We start from the raw sequence: 13,838 nt of genomic DNA, 5'->3' as shown, positions 1-13,838 counted from the left end.
CTCCCCAGCCCCGGCGCCCGCGCCCGCACCGGCCGAGAACCGCGCCGCCGTGCCGGGCTCCGAGCCGTCGCCCTCGCTGAGCGCGCCGCAGCCCGGCTCCACCGCCGCGGTGGGCAACGACAGCGAAGGCATCTACGCGGGCGTGCGAGGCATTGCCTTCGTCGGCACCAACGGTTCGTTGGCAGGCAGCTTCCTCGGGGGCACGATGTGGGGTTCGCTGAAGGTCACGGGGCTCGACTGGTCGTTCAACCCGGACACCGAGTTGTATGTTCCGCCCAACGCATATCCGGTGACGGGCTCGGGCACCTTCACGCCGAAGAAGTCGGTGGATGGCACCTACGCCTACGACAACCGCAGGCCGTCCGATGTCGGCCCGCTGGCCTACACGATCGAGAACGCGCTGGCGGTGTCGCAGGCGAGCATGACCGGCACGTGGTCCAACACCGACAGCAGCCCGAGCCTGGGCGTGACGGTGCAGGTCGACGGCCAGGGCGTGTTCACCGGCAGCACGAGCGGCGTGCAGATCGGCCAGTGCACGCTCTCGGGTACTGTCGCCCTGGCGCAGCCCGGCTCGGCCAAGAACATGTACAGCCTCACGCTGAAGGCCGTGAATGCCGCCACGGCCAGCACCAACGACTGCAAGCTCACCCCCGCCGCCACCGGCAGCTATGCCGGGCCGGCCATCATCGGGCTGGTGCCGGCGGGCGTGTACGACAGCAACGGCTACTTCCGCAGCCTCATGTTCCTGATCCGTTCGAACACCGGCGCCACGCTGCTCGTCAACCTGCGCAAGCAGCCCTGACGGCATTGCGCGCAGGCGGGGCACGCTCAACCGGGAATCTTCTCGAGGCAGTAGCCCAGCCCGCGCACCGTCGCGATGCGCACCGGTCCCTTCTCGATCTTCTTGCGCAGGCGGTGGATGTAGACCTCGATGGCGTTGATGCTCACCTCTTCGCCCCATTCGCACAGCCGGTCCACCAGCTGGTCCTTGCTGACCAGCCGGCCGGCGCGCTGCAGCAGCACCTCGAGCAGGCCCAGTTCGCGCGCCGACAGCTCGATCATCTTGCCGTCGATGGTCGCCACGCGGCCGGCCTGGTCGTAGACCAGCGGGCCATGGCGGATCGCGTTGCTGGTGGCGCCCATGCCGCGCCGCGTGAGGGCGCGCACGCGCGCTTCGAGCTCCTGCAGGCTGAAGGGCTTGGCCATGTAGTCGTCGGCGCCGTGGTCCAGGCCCTTGACGCGCTCTTCCACGCTGTCGGCCGCCGTGAGCACCAGCACCGGCAGCTGCGAGCCGCGCGCGCGCAGGCGCTTGAGGATCTCGATGCCGTGCAGGCTGGGCAGCCCGAGGTCGAGGATCAGCAGGTCGAACTCGCTGTGGGTCATGAGCGCGGTGTCGGCCTGCGAGCCGTTGGCCACATGATCGACCGCCGCGCCCGAGGTGCGCAGGCTGCGCAGCAGGGCATCGGCCAGCACCTGGTCGTCTTCGGCAATCAGTATTCGCATGAGCCACCTCCGGCGGATTCAGGCGCCATGCCGGCGCAGTTCACATTTGTCTCAACGCGAGTCTAGCCCGCTGTATAGGCTTCGAGTCCGATGGTTACCACGGTGGCGATCTCGTCGCCCACGCTGGCGCGGAACTCGCGCTCGGTCTGCGTCACGGCGCGGCGGAAGGCGTCCAGCCAGGCCAGCCCGTCGGCCGTGAACAGCACGCGCCGCGCGCGCGCATCGAGCGGGTCGGGCCCGCGCGTGACCAGCCCCCAGGCCTCGCACTGGTCGACCAGCGTGCCCATGGCCTGCTTGGTCATGCCGGCGCGCTCGGCCAGCTCGGTCAGGCGCGAGCCCTCGCGCGCCAGGTGCCGCGTGATGTGGATGTGCGCCGCGCTCACCTGCGCGCGCGCCGCGAGGTTGGACAGCGCCAGCGGCACGTCGATGTCGTGCGCCATGAGCGCCAGCACGCGCTCGTCGAAGCGGCGCATCGCGTGGCCCAGCAGGCGGCCCAGGTGGGTCTGGCGCCAGGCGTCGGGATCGGTGGGAAAGGCGGGGTCGGCCATGGCCTCAGATGGTAAGGCAAACTGACTTTAAAGTGGGTTTGCGAAACGCCATGAGCCCCTACACTACTGTTCAAGCATCCAGCCTGTGGTTAAAAGCAGATGGATGAATCCCGACACAAACCGTTGATATTCAAGGAGATTTCCACATGGACGCAGTCGTCAAGGGCGCAAGCATCTCGGTCGCCAACAGTGAAAAGGCCAAGGCCCTGCAGGCCGCGCTGGCCCAGATCGAAAAGCAGTTCGGCAAGGGCACGATCATGCGCCTGGGCGAAGGCGAGGCGCTGGAAGACATCCAGGTGGTGTCCACCGGCTCGCTGGGCCTGGACATCGCGCTGGGCGTCGGCGGCCTGCCCCGTGGCCGCGTCGTTGAAATCTACGGCCCGGAATCCTCGGGCAAGACCACGCTCACGCTGCAGGTGATCGCCTCCATGCAGAAGCAGGCCGGCACCTGCGCCTTCGTCGACGCCGAGCACGCGCTCGACGTGCAGTACGCCCAGAAGCTCGGCGTGAACCTGTCCGACCTGCTGATCAGCCAGCCGGACACCGGCGAGCAGGCGCTCGAGATCGTCGATTCGCTGGTGCGCTCGGGCGCCGTCGACCTGATCGTGGTCGACTCGGTGGCCGCACTCACGCCCAAGGCCGAAATCGAAGGCGAAATGGGCGACTCGCTGCCCGGCCTGCAGGCCCGCCTGATGAGCCAGGCGCTGCGCAAGCTCACGGCCACGATCAAGAAGACCAACTGCATGGTCATCTTCATCAACCAGATCCGCATGAAGATCGGCGTGATGTTCGGCTCGCCCGAAACCACCACCGGCGGCAACGCGCTGAAGTTCTACGCCTCGGTGCGCCTGGACATCCGCCGCATCGGCACCATCAAGAAGGGCGACGAAGCCATCGGCAACGAAACCAAGGTGAAGGTGGTGAAGAACAAGGTCAGCCCGCCGTTCAAGACGGCCGAGTTCGACATCCTGTTCGGCGAAGGCATCAGCCGCGAGGGCGAGATCATCGACATGGGCGTGAACGCCAAGATCATCGACAAGTCGGGCGCCTGGTACGCCTACAACGGCGAGAAGATCGGCCAGGGCCGTGACAACGCCCGCGAATTCCTGCGCGAGAACCCCGACCTGTCGCGCGAGATCGAGAACAAGGTGCGCGAGTCGCTGGGCATTCCGCTGCTCGCAGCCGATGCTGGCAGCGAACCCGAGAAGGCCGAGAAGCCCGCCAAGGCCTCGAAGGCCGACAAGGCGGCGGAGTAAGTTTGAGATAAGCGGCCTTCGCGCAGTGCGTGGGCCGCGTGAGCGACCCACCCCCCGAATGGCCTTCAGCGCCCCCTCCCTCAAAGGCCGCGCCCTGCGCCTCCTGAGCCAGCGCGAGCATTCGCGCGCGGAGCTGGAGCGCAAGCTCGCGAAGCACGAGGAAGAGCCCGGCACGCTGGCCAAGGCGCTCGACGAGCTGGCGGCCAAGGACTTCATCAGCGAGCCGCGCGTCGTCGCCTCGGTGCTGCACCAGCGCGTCGCCCGTTCGGGCGCGCTGCGCGTGAAGCAGGAACTGCAGGCCAAGGGCATCGCACCCGAAGCCATCGCGCAGGCGGTGGCCGGCTTGCAGGAGACCGAAGTCGAGCGCGCCACGGCCCTGTGGCGCCGCCGCTTCGACGCGCCACCTGCCGATGCGAAGGAGCGCGCGAAACAGATGCGATTCCTGATGGCGCGCGGTTTCTCGGGCGCCGTCGTGTCCAAGGTGCTCAGGAGCGACTTCGATGACCCAAGCGACGACCCCAACGGCGAATGAAGGCGACGCGGCCCTGTCCCGCGTCATCACGCAGCGCGTGCACTGCGAATGGCGCGACGCCTATGCGCTCGCGTCCGACCCGAAGCGGCTGCCCGACTGGGCCAGCGGCCTCGCCAAGAGCGCGCTGGTGCCGCACGGCGACCACTGGATCGTGCGCACGCCCGAAAGCGGCGAGGCCCGCATGCGCTTTGCGCCGCCCAACGACCTGGGCGTGCTCGACCACTGGGTGGCGCCCGAAGGCGTGCCCGAGGTCTACCTGCCGTTTCGCGTGATCGGCGTGGCGCCCGGCGTGTGCGAGCTGCAGTTCACGCTGCTGCGCCAGCCGCACATGGACGATGCGGCCTTTGCGCGGGATGCCGGATGGATCGCGCGCGACCTGCAGGCCCTGCGCCGCCTGCTCGAGGCGGGCTGAGCCCGGCCTGGTTTACTCGGTGGCCGTGACGTCGTCGGCCAGCGGGTTCTCGGCCTTGTAGGCGGCGATGTCGCGCACGTTCTTCTGCACCGCCACCGCGCCGAACAGGCTCAGCAGGAAGGCCATGGCGTAGAAGCCCTTTTCGCTCGCGGCCAGCGAGGCGTTGAACAGGCCCACGGCCAGCAGGCCCACCGACAGCAGCAGCGAGACCCAGCACAGGCCGAAGTAGATGCCGGTGACCGAGATGCCCTCGAGCCGGTCGCGCACCGTCTTTTGCAGCGACACGGCCGAGAACAGGCCGTACATGAGGATGGTGAAGTAGTAGCCCTTCTCGTTGAGCTGCATCGCGGCATTCCACAGCCCGAGCAAGTACACGATGGCGCCGATGATCAGCGCGGCCCAGGATGCGGCGACGAATGCGCCGGTCGGTTTCTGAAACTTGACGGTTCCCATGACGATCCTCCTCGTTGTTGTGTGGCGCGATTATGGTGCGGGAAGGCGGTGGCATGATCGCCAGCGACCGGCCTCGCAGGAGGCGGCTTTCCAGAAAAACCGGAGGAACCCTTCATGTCGTCGCCACCCGCCCACCCGCAGTCCCTCGTTCGCACCGGCGCCAAGGCCGGCTTCGCCTTCGCCGGCTCGGCCATCAAGGGCGCGCTGATCGGCCTGTTCCTTGGCGGCGGCGTGTTCTTCTACTACCTGACCCAGCTGCAGGGCCCGGGCATCCCGGCGGCGCGGGCCGGTGGCGCGGGCGCCATCCTGGCGCTGCTCATGTCGCCGCCGCTGCTGGTGGCCGTGCTGCTGTCGCTGTTCGTCGGCGTGTACTTCCTGCTCGGCGTGCAGCGGGGTCGCGCCCGCGCGATGCAGCACCTGGTCGCGGCGCGCGGCGAGGCCGTGTCGCAGCGGCTGGGCGACGCCATCGCGGGGCGCATCGAAGCCATGCCGCGCACCCACGGCGGCCTGCAGCGCGTGGCCGACTGGCTCTCGCCCGACGCCCTGTGCCAGCAGCTCGCGCCGGTGCTCGGCGAAGGCCGGGCCGTGCGCGCGGTGGTCGGCTTCGTGCTGGGCCGCCTGCCCCTGAGCGACATGCTGGCCGAGTGGCAGCAGGAGCGTGCCGCGCACGGTGCGACGACGCCGGCGACGGGCGAAGACCCCGCGCTGCGCGCCCTGCTCACGCGCCGCATCCACGAGGTGCTGCAGGAGATGGCGACGCCCTCGCGCAAGCTCTTCTACATCGCGCTGGCGGCGCAGGCCGTCCTGCTGGGCGTGGGGCTGTGGCTCGTGCGCTGAGCCCGACCGTCTTCGTCGGTCTTGGGGCGGCCCGCCGCCCTCGCGCTGACGCCTCGGCGACAATCAGCGCCCGCGCGGGCCTTGCGGTGTGCGCGGCCTCCATGCCTGCCTGTCTCCCCTGCCCCCCGCTTTCATGATCGTCCGGAAACGCCCGTCCGGGCTCAAGCTGTTTCTGTCCTGGCGGGGCTCCGTCCTGCCGCGCATCGCTGCGGCGCTGACGCTCAACGTGATCGTGGCCATCGTCGTCACGGTGCTGCACGGGCGCTTCGGCTCGATCAAGATCCCGCTCGGCACCGTGCCCTTCGCGCTGCTCGGCCTGCCGCTGGCGATCTTCCTGGGCTTTCGCAACACCGCGGCCTACGACCGCTTCTGGGAGGCGCGCAAGCTCTGGGGCGAGGTGATCCTGCGCTCGCGCAACCTGGCGCGCCAGTGCCAGAGCCTCATCGACGGCGATGCGCCGGTGAACGCCGGCGCCGACACCATCCGCCGCCTGGACGACCTGCGCGTGCGCATGACCCTGCGCGCCGCAGCGTTTGCCCATGCGCTGCGCCACCAGCTGCGCGGCACCGATGCCGCCAGCGACACCAAGCCTTTCCTGCGCGAGGCGGAGTGGCAGGGCCTGACCCAGGTCGCCAACCGGCCGCATGCGCTGCTGATGCACATGGGCGCCGACCTGCGCGAAGCGCTGCGCGCGCGGCGCATCGACCCGGCCCTGGCGGCGGGTGTCGACGGCACGCTGTCGGCGCTGAGTGCGGCGGCTGCGTCGTGCGAGCGCATCCTCAGCACGCCCATTCCCTTTTCTTACACGCTGCTGCTGCACCGCACGGCGTACCTGTATTGCTACCTGCTGCCCTTCGGGCTGGTGGACTCGGTCGGGTTCATGACGCCGGTGGTGGTGCTGATCGTGGCCTACACCTTCTTCGGCCTGGACGCGCTCGGCGACGAGATCGAGGAGCCCTTCGGCACCGAGTCCAACGACCTGCCGCTCGAGGCCCTGTGCCGCACGCTCGAGATCGACCTGTGCCAGTCGGTGGGCGCCCCGGCGCCGGCGCCGCTGGTGCCGGTCGACTACTTCCTGCGCTGACACCCGCCGCGCGCGCGGTGCCGGCTTTTCTTTTCCCTGCCTGACGAAAGAAAGACGTTTTGTCCCCCATGCCGCACGAAGACCGCATCCGCCTGCCCGCCCTGCGCAGCAGGATCACCACCGCCGAGGCCGCAGCCGAATGGATCCGCGACGGCATGGTGGTCGGCATGAGCGGGTTCACGCGCGCCGGCGACGCCAAGGCCGTGCCGCTGGCGCTCGCGGCCCGCGCGCGCCGCGAGCCGATGAAGATCACGCTCATGACCGGCGCCTCGCTCGGCGGCGACGTGGACCGCCAGCTGACCGAGGCCGGCGCCATCAGTCGGCGCATGCCGTTCCAGGTCGACACCGTGCTGCGCCAGGCGATCAACCGCGGCGAGGTGATGTTCATCGACCACCACCTGTCGGAAACGGTCGAGATGCTGCGCACGCGTCAGATCCCGCCGATCGACATCGCGATCATCGAGGCCGTGGCCATCACCGAGACCGGCGCGCTGGTGCCGAGCACCTCGATCGGCAACAGCGCGAGCTTCGCGATCCTGGCCGACAAGGTGATCGTCGAGATCAACACCTCGCAATCGACCGCGCTCGAAGGGTTGCACGACATCTTCATTCCGAAGCACCGCCCGCAGCGCGAGCCGATGCCGCTGGTGGCGCCGCACGACCGCATCGGCACCAGCGCCATCCAGATCCCGCCCGAGAAGATCCTGGGCATCGTCATCACCGACAAGGCCGACAGCACCTCCACCGTGCTGCCGGCCGACGCCGAGACCGCGGCCATCGCGGCGCACCTGGTGGCCTTCTTCGAGCGCGAGGTGGCGCAGGGCCGGCTCACCGAGCGGCTGCTGCCGCTGCAGGCGGGCATCGGCACGGTCGCCAACGCGGTGATGTCGGGGCTGGGCGCGGGGCCCTTCGAGCACCTCACGATGTACTCGGAGGTGCTGCAGGACTCGACCTTCGACCTGTTCGACGCCGGCAAGCTGGACTTCGCCTCGGGTTCGTCGATCACGCTGTCGCCCGCGAAGGCACGGCAGGTGTTCGGCGACCTGGCGCGCTACAAGGACCGGCTGGTGCTGCGGCCGCAGGAGGTGAGCAACCACCCGGAGATCATCCGGCGCCTGGGCATCATCGCGCTGAATACGGCGCTGGAAGCCGACATCTACGGCAACGTCAATTCGACCCACGTGCTGGGCACGCACATGATGAACGGCATCGGCGGCTCGGGCGACTTCGCGCGCAACGCCTACCTGTCGATCTTCGCGACCAAGTCGGTCGCCAAGCAGGGCACGGTGTCGAGCATCGTGCCGATGGTGTCGCACGTCGACCATGCGCCGCAGGACGTCGACATCCTGGTCACCGAGGTGGGCCTGGCCGACCTGCGCGGGCTGGCGCCGCGCGAGCGGGCGGCGGCGATCATCGCCAACTGCGCGGCCGAGCCGTACCGCGCGATGCTGCAGGACTACCACGCGCGTGCTGTGGCGACCTGCGGCGGCCACACGCCGCACCGGCTGGAAGAGGCCTTTTCATGGCACGTGCGCTACCGCGACACGGGCACGATGCGGGCCGACTGAAAGCAGAAAGGCCGGTCCTTGCGGGCCGGCCTTTCCTTCTTGTCAGCGCTTGAAGCGGGGGCTCAGAGCGCCAGCATCAGCTTGAGGTTCTGCACCGCGGCGCCGCTGGCGCCCTTGCCCAGGTTGTCCAGGCGCGCGATCACCACGGCGTGGCGGTGGTCCTCGTTCGGGAACACGCGGATCTCGAGCTGGTTGGTGTCGTTGAGCGCCAGCGCGTCGAGCTTGCCGTTCTCGGTCGGCGGCAGCACCTTCACGAACTGCTCGGGCGTGTTGCTCTTGGCATAGTGCGCGGCCAGGGCGTCCTGCAGGTCGCCGGCCTTGGGCTTGCCGGGCAGCAGGTCGAGGTGCAGCGGCAGCTGGACCAGCATGCCCTGCTTGAAGTTGCCCACCGACGGAATGAAGACCGGGCGGCGCGTGAGGCCGGTGTAGGTCATGATTTCGGGGATGTGCTTGTGCTTCAGGCCCAGCGCGTAGGTCTCGAACAGCGGCGCCTTGCCGCCCTCGTAGTCCTCGATCATGGTCCGGCCGCCGCCGGAGTAGCCGCTCACCGAAGGCAGCGACACCGGGAAATCGGCCGGCAGCAGGCCCGCGTCGATCAGCGGGCGCACCATGGCGATGGCGCCCGTGGCGTAGCAGCCGGGGTTGCCGACGCGGTCGGCCTGGGCCACGGCCTGCCAGTGGCCTTCGACGAGTTCGGGGAAGCCGAAGACCCAGCCCGGCGCGATGCGGTGGGCGGTCGAGGCGTCGATGATCTTGGGCTTTTTGCCCGGGAGCTGGTCGATCAGCGCGACCGACTCGCGTGCCGCGTCGTCGTGCAGGCACAGCACCACGAGGTCGACGCCGGCCATCAGCTCGCGCTTGGCGGCCACGTCCTTGCGCAGCTCGGGCGCGATGCTCACGAGCTCGATCTGCGGCATCGTCTGCAGCCGCTCGCGAATTTGCAGGCCGGTGGTGCCGGCTTCGCCGTCGATGAAAACCTTGGCCATATCGGAGTATGCGTAGGGTGGCTAGAAGAAAGTACGTATTGACCGCAACCGCACATCAAGTATTGGTGCGGCGCACCATGATACAGTCCGCGGTTGTTCGCCGCCCCCAGCCGTCAGGCTGCCGTCGCCCGCGAACAACAGAGCAGAAACAACAGTCTCACTCCCGATCTCCCGTTCTCAACCTCCTCCTTCCGAGAGACATCCCTCATGAAGATTCACGAGTACCAAGGCAAGGAAATCCTTGCCAAGTTCGGCGTGCCGGTGCCGCGCGGCATCCCGGCCTATACGGTTCAGGAGGCGGTCGAGGCCGCCCAGAAGCTTGGAGGCCCGGTCTGGGTCGTCAAGGCCCAGATCCACGCGGGTGGCCGCGGCAAGGGCGGCGGCGTCAAGGTCGCCAAGTCGATCGAAGACGTCAAGAAGCTGGCTGGCGAGATCCTCGGCATGCAGCTCAAGACCCACCAGACCGGCCCTGAAGGCCAGAAGGTGCGTCGCCTCTACATCGAAGACGGCGCCGACATCAACAAGGAATACTACATTTCGGCCGTGACCGACCGCGCCACCCAGAAGGTGGCGTTCATCGCTTCGAGCGAAGGCGGCATGGACATCGAGGAAGTGGCCCATTCCACCCCCGAGAAGATCATCACGGTCTACGCCGACCCCAAGGACGGCCTGACCGACGCGCAAGCCAAGGAAATCGCCGACGGCATCGGCATGCCGGCCGATTCGACCGCCCAGACGGTCGACATCCTGAAGAAGCTCTACACCTGCTACATGGAGACGGACGCCTCGCTGGTCGAGATCAACCCGCTCAACCGTGACAGCAAGGGCAACGTCGTCGCCCTGGACGCCAAGTTCAACTTCGACAGCAACGCGCTGTTCCGCCACCCCGAAATCGTGGCCCTGCGCGACCTCGACGAAGAAGACGCGGCCGAAGTCGAAGCCTCGAAGTTCGACCTCGCCTACATCTCGCTGGACGGCAACATCGGCTGCCTGGTGAACGGTGCCGGCCTGGCCATGGCCACCATGGACACCATCAAGCTGTTCGGCGGCGAGCCGGCCAACTTCCTGGACGTGGGCGGCGGTGCCACCCCCGAGAAGGTCACGGAAGCCTTCAAGATCATGCTGAAGAACAAGAACGTGGAAGCCATCCTCGTGAACATCTTCGGCGGCATCATGAAGTGCGACACCATCGCCACCGGCGTGATCGCAGCCTGCAAGGCCGTGAACCTGCAAGTGCCGCTGGTCGTGCGCATGAAGGGCACCAACGAAGTCGAAGGCAAGAAGCTGCTGGCCGAGTCGGGCCTGCCGATCATCAGCGCCGACACCATGGCGGACGCGGCCCAGAAGGTCGTGGCAGCAGTCAAGAAGGCCTAAGGAACAAGTCATGTCGATCTACATCAACAAAGACACCAAAGTCATCACGCAAGGCATCACCGGCAAGACCGGTCAGTTCCACACCGAGAAGTGCCAGGAATACGCGAACGGCAAGAACGCCTTCGTGGCGGGCGTGAACCCGAAGAAGGCCGGCGAGTCGATCTTCAACATCCCGATCTTCGGTTCGGTGAAGGAAGCCGCCACGCAGACCGGCGCCACCGTGTCGGTGATCTACGTGCCGCCGGCAGGCGCCGCGGCCGCCATCTGGGAAGCTGTCGAAGCCGACCTGGACATGGCGATCTGCATCACCGAAGGCATTCCGGTTCGCGACATGCTCGAAGTGCGCAACAAGATGAAGGCCAAGGAAGCGGCCGGCGGCAAGAAGACCCTGCTGCTGGGCCCGAACTGCCCCGGTCTGATCACGCCCGACGAAATCAAGATCGGCATCATGCCCGGCCACATCCACCGCAAGGGCCGCATCGGCGTGGTTTCGCGCTCGGGCACGCTGACGTACGAAGCCGTGGCTCAACTGACGGAAATCGGCCTGGGCCAATCGTCGGCAGTCGGCATCGGCGGCGACCCGATCAACGGCCTGAAGCACATCGACGTGATGAAGGCCTTCAATGACGATCCGGACACCGACGCCGTCATCATGATCGGCGAAATCGGCGGCCCCGACGAGGCTGACGCAGCCCGCTGGTGCAAGGACAACATGAAGAAGCCGGTCGTCGGCTTCATCGCCGGTGTCACCGCCCCTCCCGGCAAGCGCATGGGCCACGCCGGCGCGCTGATCTCGGGCGGTGCCGACACGGCCGAAGCCAAGCTCGCCATCATGGAAGAGTGCGGCTTCACCGTGACGCGCAACTTCTCGGAGCTGGCCAAGCTGCTCAAGGGCAAGCTGTAAAAAGCACACCCACCGCTGGCGGCATTCCCGCCGCTCGCATTACCACGCAGAAATGAAAAAGCGCCCGCATTGAGTTGCGGGCGCTTTTTTAACTACAACACAGTGGAATCAGAGACATGGAACTTCTTCAAAGCACGGACTTCTGGATCGGTCTGATCAAGATCGTCTGGATCAACATCATCCTCTCGGGCGACAACGCCGTCGTGATTGCCATGGCGGCGCGATCGCTGCCGCCCGCGCAACAGAAAAAAGCCGTGCTGTTCGGCTCGGGCGCGGCCGTGGTGCTGCGCATCGTGCTGACGGTGGTGGCGGCCAAGCTGTTGGCGCTGCCCTACCTGCAGATCATCGGCGGCGCCCTGCTGTTGTGGATCGGCCTGCAGCTGCTCAGCGAGGAAGACGAAGGCGACGGCGATTCCAAGGAATACGGCAGCATGTTCGCGGCCGTGCGGACCATCCTGCTGGCCGACCTGGTGATGAGCCTGGACAACGTGATCGCCGTGGCGGCCGCCGCGCAAGGCAGCATGGTGCTGCTGGTGTTGGGTCTGGCCATCAGCATCCCCTTGGTGATTTTCGGCAGCACGCTCATGATCAAGCTCATGGAACGCTTCCCGATCATCGTCATGCTGGGTGCCGCGCTGATCGGCTGGGTCGGCGGCGAGACCATCGTGAGCGACGTGTCGCTGCATGAGGCGCTGGCGGCCAACCCCTGGATGCACTACGTGGGCGCGATCGCCGGCGCGGTGCTCGTCGTGGCCCTGGGCCGCTTCCTGCAACGGCGCGCACGCGCTGCTGCGCACTGATCCCTTAAAAAGCGAGCGCTGACAAACGATGGCAGGTGTTGGCGTTTCCCTTTTCTCCAGTCGACCGGCGCTGAGCTGGGAGTTTGCGGCGCTGACCGATGTCGGGCGCCTGCGCGCCCACAACGAGGACGCGGTGCATGTCGACCCGGCCCTCGGCTTGGCGCTGCTGGCCGACGGCATGGGCGGCTACAAGGGCGGCGAGGTGGCCAGTGCCATGGCCATTTCGCTGATGCACGCGAGCTTCGGCCGCTGGTTCGCCCAGGCCGGCATGCAGGCGCCGGCCCGCGTGGTCCGGCGTGCGCTGCAGGCGGCCACCGACGAGGCCAACGGCGCCATCCTCCAGGCGGGCATCACCCACGAAGAACTGCGGGGCATGGGCACGACCCTGGTGCTGGCGGCGTTCCGCCCCCAGCGCGTGGTGGTCGGCCACATCGGCGATTCGCGCTGCTACCGCCTGCGCAACAACAAGCTGGAGCAGCTCACGCGCGACCATTCGCTGCGCCAGCAGCAACTCGACGCGGGCGCCATCACGCCCGAAGAAGCCCTGAACTCCCCTACCCGCAACCTCGTGACGCGGGCCGTGGGCGTGGAAGCCCAGGTGTTGCTGGAGATGCACGAGCACAGCGCCAGGCCGGGCGACCTGTACATGCTGTGCTCCGACGGGCTCAGCGAGATGGTGCCGGATGCGCAGCTTTTCACGCTTTTGAGCCGTGATCTGGGGCTGAAGGAGATGGCTTCACTTTTGGTTGCAATTTCAAACGACAATGGCGGACGGGATAACATTTCAGTTGTTCTGGCCAAGGCGGGCGTCAGCGAAGCGACCCGCGGGGCCATGTAGCAGCCAACCCAGGCGGCGGACCGTTTGCGCCGCCTGACGGTGCTGGATCTTTGCAAACGGGGAGTAATCGGCCATGCCGAAGATGATCATTTCGGTCGATGGCGTCGTCATCGGCCAAGTGGCGCTCGCCAAGAATCGCACGACGTTGGGCCGGCGCGCCTACAACGACATCGTGATCGACAATCTCGCCGTCAGCGGCGAGCATGCCGTGCTGCACATGAGCGGCGGCGAAGTCGAAATTGAAGATCTCAACAGCACCAACGGCACCTACGTCAATGCGCTGGCCGTCCAGAAGCAGGCGCTCCAGGACAACGACGTCATCGAGGTCGGCGGCTGCCGCATCCATTTCCGCTCGCACAGCAACCTCATGGCCGGCCCCGGCTCCGTGCGGGCCTCGCTCTCCGAGTATTCGGCGCCGATGCCGCTCTCGTCGGCGCCCACTGAATCGGGCGCGCTGGTCGAGCTGGGCGTGCCCGTGCTGCGCGTGCTCTCGGGCGCCAACGAAGGCCAGGACGTCCCGCTGCAGAAGGTGGTCACCACCATCGGCAAGCCCGGCGTCGCCGTGGCCGTCGTCACCCGCCGCCGCCAGGGCTACGTGGCGGCCACCGTCGTCGGCAGCGTCACGCTCAACGGCGCCCCGTTGGGCGCCGAGGCCGTCGCGCTGCAGGAAGGCGACGTGCTCGAACTCGGCGGTGCCTCGCGCATGCAGTTCGTCCGGATCTGAGCCGGCCCGGACGCCCTGC

Annotated in this window: 16 protein-coding genes; 12 read left to right on the top strand and 4 right to left on the bottom strand. The window is 67.6% G+C overall.

The annotated features are described in order from the left end of the window. Positions 1 to 802, top strand: an 802-nt coding sequence (locus tag AC07Y4_RS20950) for a hypothetical protein (RefSeq protein ID WP_495274992.1), incomplete at its 5' end; no start/stop codon positions are given. Positions 803 to 828: 26 nt separating this feature from the next. Here AC07Y4_RS20950 and AC07Y4_RS20945 read toward each other — a convergent pair. Together AC07Y4_RS20945 and AC07Y4_RS20940 are read right to left on the bottom strand one after the other, a co-directional pair. After that, on the bottom strand, positions 829 to 1,503 hold the full coding sequence (locus AC07Y4_RS20945; RefSeq protein ID WP_056575150.1) for a response regulator transcription factor: 675 nt from the start codon (positions 1,501 to 1,503) through the stop codon (positions 829 to 831). A 62-nt stretch (positions 1,504 to 1,565) separates the two neighbouring features. Beyond that, positions 1,566 to 2,051 (bottom strand): MarR family winged helix-turn-helix transcriptional regulator, encoded by a 486-nt coding sequence (locus tag AC07Y4_RS20940; RefSeq protein WP_062482795.1) that lies wholly within the window; start codon positions 2,049 to 2,051, stop codon positions 1,566 to 1,568. 146 nt (positions 2,052 to 2,197) lie between these two features. On the opposite strand from AC07Y4_RS20940, the gene recA reads away from it, so the two are divergent. Genes recA through AC07Y4_RS20925 form a run of 3 tightly spaced genes read left to right on the top strand, consistent with a single transcriptional unit; the run spans position 2,198 to position 4,251 of the window. Further along, positions 2,198 to 3,307 (top strand): recombinase RecA, encoded by a 1,110-nt coding sequence (gene recA, locus AC07Y4_RS20935; protein WP_062482792.1) that lies wholly within the window; start codon positions 2,198 to 2,200, stop codon positions 3,305 to 3,307. A gap of 58 nt (positions 3,308 to 3,365) precedes the next feature. Continuing rightward, positions 3,366 to 3,839, top strand: a complete 474-nt coding sequence (gene recX / locus AC07Y4_RS20930) for a recombination regulator RecX (protein WP_487847659.1) — start codon at positions 3,366 to 3,368, stop codon at positions 3,837 to 3,839. Continuing rightward, a complete protein-coding gene (locus AC07Y4_RS20925) occupies positions 3,808 to 4,251 on the top strand; it encodes a polyketide cyclase (protein ID WP_095747316.1) in 444 nt (147 codons plus the stop codon). The genes recX and AC07Y4_RS20925 overlap by 32 nt, the downstream gene beginning before the upstream one ends. 12 nt (positions 4,252 to 4,263) lie before the next feature. On the opposite strand, the gene yiaA is transcribed toward AC07Y4_RS20925, so the two are convergent. Continuing rightward, positions 4,264 to 4,704 (bottom strand): inner membrane protein YiaA, encoded by a 441-nt coding sequence (gene yiaA / locus AC07Y4_RS20920; RefSeq protein WP_062482786.1) that lies wholly within the window; start codon positions 4,702 to 4,704, stop codon positions 4,264 to 4,266. A gap of 114 nt (positions 4,705 to 4,818) precedes the next feature. On the opposite strand from yiaA, the gene AC07Y4_RS20915 reads away from it, so the two are divergent. The 3 genes from AC07Y4_RS20915 to scpC all read left to right on the top strand — a co-directional run bounded on the left by AC07Y4_RS20915 (position 4,819) and on the right by scpC (position 8,193). Further along, the gene (locus AC07Y4_RS20915; RefSeq protein ID WP_487847658.1) at positions 4,819 to 5,541 is read left to right on the top strand and encodes a hypothetical protein; all 723 of its coding nucleotides are present in this window, start codon (positions 4,819 to 4,821) and stop codon (positions 5,539 to 5,541) included. A gap of 133 nt (positions 5,542 to 5,674) precedes the next feature. Next, the gene (locus tag AC07Y4_RS20910; protein ID WP_487847657.1) at positions 5,675 to 6,625 is read left to right on the top strand and encodes a bestrophin family protein; all 951 of its coding nucleotides are present in this window, start codon (positions 5,675 to 5,677) and stop codon (positions 6,623 to 6,625) included. A gap of 68 nt (positions 6,626 to 6,693) precedes the next feature. Next, positions 6,694 to 8,193: a succinyl-CoA:acetate CoA-transferase ScpC gene (scpC, locus tag AC07Y4_RS20905; protein ID WP_487847656.1), complete on the top strand. Its 1,500-nt coding sequence runs from the start codon at positions 6,694 to 6,696 to the stop codon at positions 8,191 to 8,193. A 62-nt stretch (positions 8,194 to 8,255) separates the two neighbouring features. On the opposite strand, the gene argC is transcribed toward scpC, so the two are convergent. After that, positions 8,256 to 9,179 (bottom strand): N-acetyl-gamma-glutamyl-phosphate reductase, encoded by a 924-nt coding sequence (argC, locus tag AC07Y4_RS20900; RefSeq protein WP_487847655.1) that lies wholly within the window; start codon positions 9,177 to 9,179, stop codon positions 8,256 to 8,258. 207 nt (positions 9,180 to 9,386) lie between these two features. On the opposite strand from argC, the gene sucC reads away from it, so the two are divergent. From sucC to AC07Y4_RS20875, 5 genes are all read left to right on the top strand, one after another. After that, on the top strand, positions 9,387 to 10,553 hold the full coding sequence (gene sucC, locus AC07Y4_RS20895; RefSeq protein WP_062475330.1) for an ADP-forming succinate--CoA ligase subunit beta: 1,167 nt from the start codon (positions 9,387 to 9,389) through the stop codon (positions 10,551 to 10,553). Between the two features lie 10 nt (positions 10,554 to 10,563). Then, the gene (gene sucD, locus AC07Y4_RS20890) at positions 10,564 to 11,457 is read left to right on the top strand and encodes a succinate--CoA ligase subunit alpha (protein WP_056575184.1); all 894 of its coding nucleotides are present in this window, start codon (positions 10,564 to 10,566) and stop codon (positions 11,455 to 11,457) included. Positions 11,458 to 11,573: 116 nt separating this feature from the next. Next, positions 11,574 to 12,257 (top strand): TerC family protein, encoded by a 684-nt coding sequence (locus tag AC07Y4_RS20885; RefSeq protein ID WP_487847654.1) that lies wholly within the window; start codon positions 11,574 to 11,576, stop codon positions 12,255 to 12,257. A 28-nt stretch (positions 12,258 to 12,285) separates the two neighbouring features. Further along, positions 12,286 to 13,095 (top strand): Stp1/IreP family PP2C-type Ser/Thr phosphatase, encoded by an 810-nt coding sequence (locus AC07Y4_RS20880; protein WP_070063289.1) that lies wholly within the window; start codon positions 12,286 to 12,288, stop codon positions 13,093 to 13,095. Between the two features lie 73 nt (positions 13,096 to 13,168). Further along, positions 13,169 to 13,819: an FHA domain-containing protein gene (locus tag AC07Y4_RS20875; protein ID WP_095747310.1), complete on the top strand. Its 651-nt coding sequence runs from the start codon at positions 13,169 to 13,171 to the stop codon at positions 13,817 to 13,819. Positions 13,820 to 13,838 lie beyond the last annotated feature (19 nt).

Source organism: Variovorax sp. GW460-12-1-14-LB1, from assembly GCF_059423605.1.
This window is presented reverse-complemented; position numbering and strand designations above follow the sequence as displayed.

What these genes read in the sequence shown, in the direction of transcription:
- sucC (WP_062475330.1), top strand. Translation starts at nt 9,387, where the DNA reads ATGAAGATTCACGAGTACCAAGGCAAGGAAATCCTTGCCAAGTTCGGC.
- sucD (WP_056575184.1), top strand. Translation starts at nt 10,564, where the DNA reads ATGTCGATCTACATCAACAAAGACACCAAAGTCATCACGCAAGGCATC.
- AC07Y4_RS20945 (WP_056575150.1), bottom strand. Translation starts at nt 1,503, where the DNA reads ATGCGAATACTGATTGCCGAAGACGACCAGGTGCTGGCCGATGCCCTG.
- argC (WP_487847655.1), bottom strand. Translation starts at nt 9,179, where the DNA reads ATGGCCAAGGTTTTCATCGACGGCGAAGCCGGCACCACCGGCCTGCAA.
- AC07Y4_RS20915 (WP_487847658.1), top strand. Translation starts at nt 4,819, where the DNA reads ATGTCGTCGCCACCCGCCCACCCGCAGTCCCTCGTTCGCACCGGCGCC.
- AC07Y4_RS20925 (WP_095747316.1), top strand. Translation starts at nt 3,808, where the DNA reads ATGACCCAAGCGACGACCCCAACGGCGAATGAAGGCGACGCGGCCCTG.
- recA (WP_062482792.1), top strand. Translation starts at nt 2,198, where the DNA reads ATGGACGCAGTCGTCAAGGGCGCAAGCATCTCGGTCGCCAACAGTGAA.
- AC07Y4_RS20885 (WP_487847654.1), top strand. Translation starts at nt 11,574, where the DNA reads ATGGAACTTCTTCAAAGCACGGACTTCTGGATCGGTCTGATCAAGATC.
- AC07Y4_RS20880 (WP_070063289.1), top strand. Translation starts at nt 12,286, where the DNA reads ATGGCAGGTGTTGGCGTTTCCCTTTTCTCCAGTCGACCGGCGCTGAGC.
- AC07Y4_RS20875 (WP_095747310.1), top strand. Translation starts at nt 13,169, where the DNA reads ATGCCGAAGATGATCATTTCGGTCGATGGCGTCGTCATCGGCCAAGTG.
- scpC (WP_487847656.1), top strand. Translation starts at nt 6,694, where the DNA reads ATGCCGCACGAAGACCGCATCCGCCTGCCCGCCCTGCGCAGCAGGATC.
- AC07Y4_RS20940 (WP_062482795.1), bottom strand. Translation starts at nt 2,051, where the DNA reads ATGGCCGACCCCGCCTTTCCCACCGATCCCGACGCCTGGCGCCAGACC.
- recX (WP_487847659.1), top strand. Translation starts at nt 3,366, where the DNA reads ATGGCCTTCAGCGCCCCCTCCCTCAAAGGCCGCGCCCTGCGCCTCCTG.
- yiaA (WP_062482786.1), bottom strand. Translation starts at nt 4,704, where the DNA reads ATGGGAACCGTCAAGTTTCAGAAACCGACCGGCGCATTCGTCGCCGCA.
- AC07Y4_RS20910 (WP_487847657.1), top strand. Translation starts at nt 5,675, where the DNA reads ATGATCGTCCGGAAACGCCCGTCCGGGCTCAAGCTGTTTCTGTCCTGG.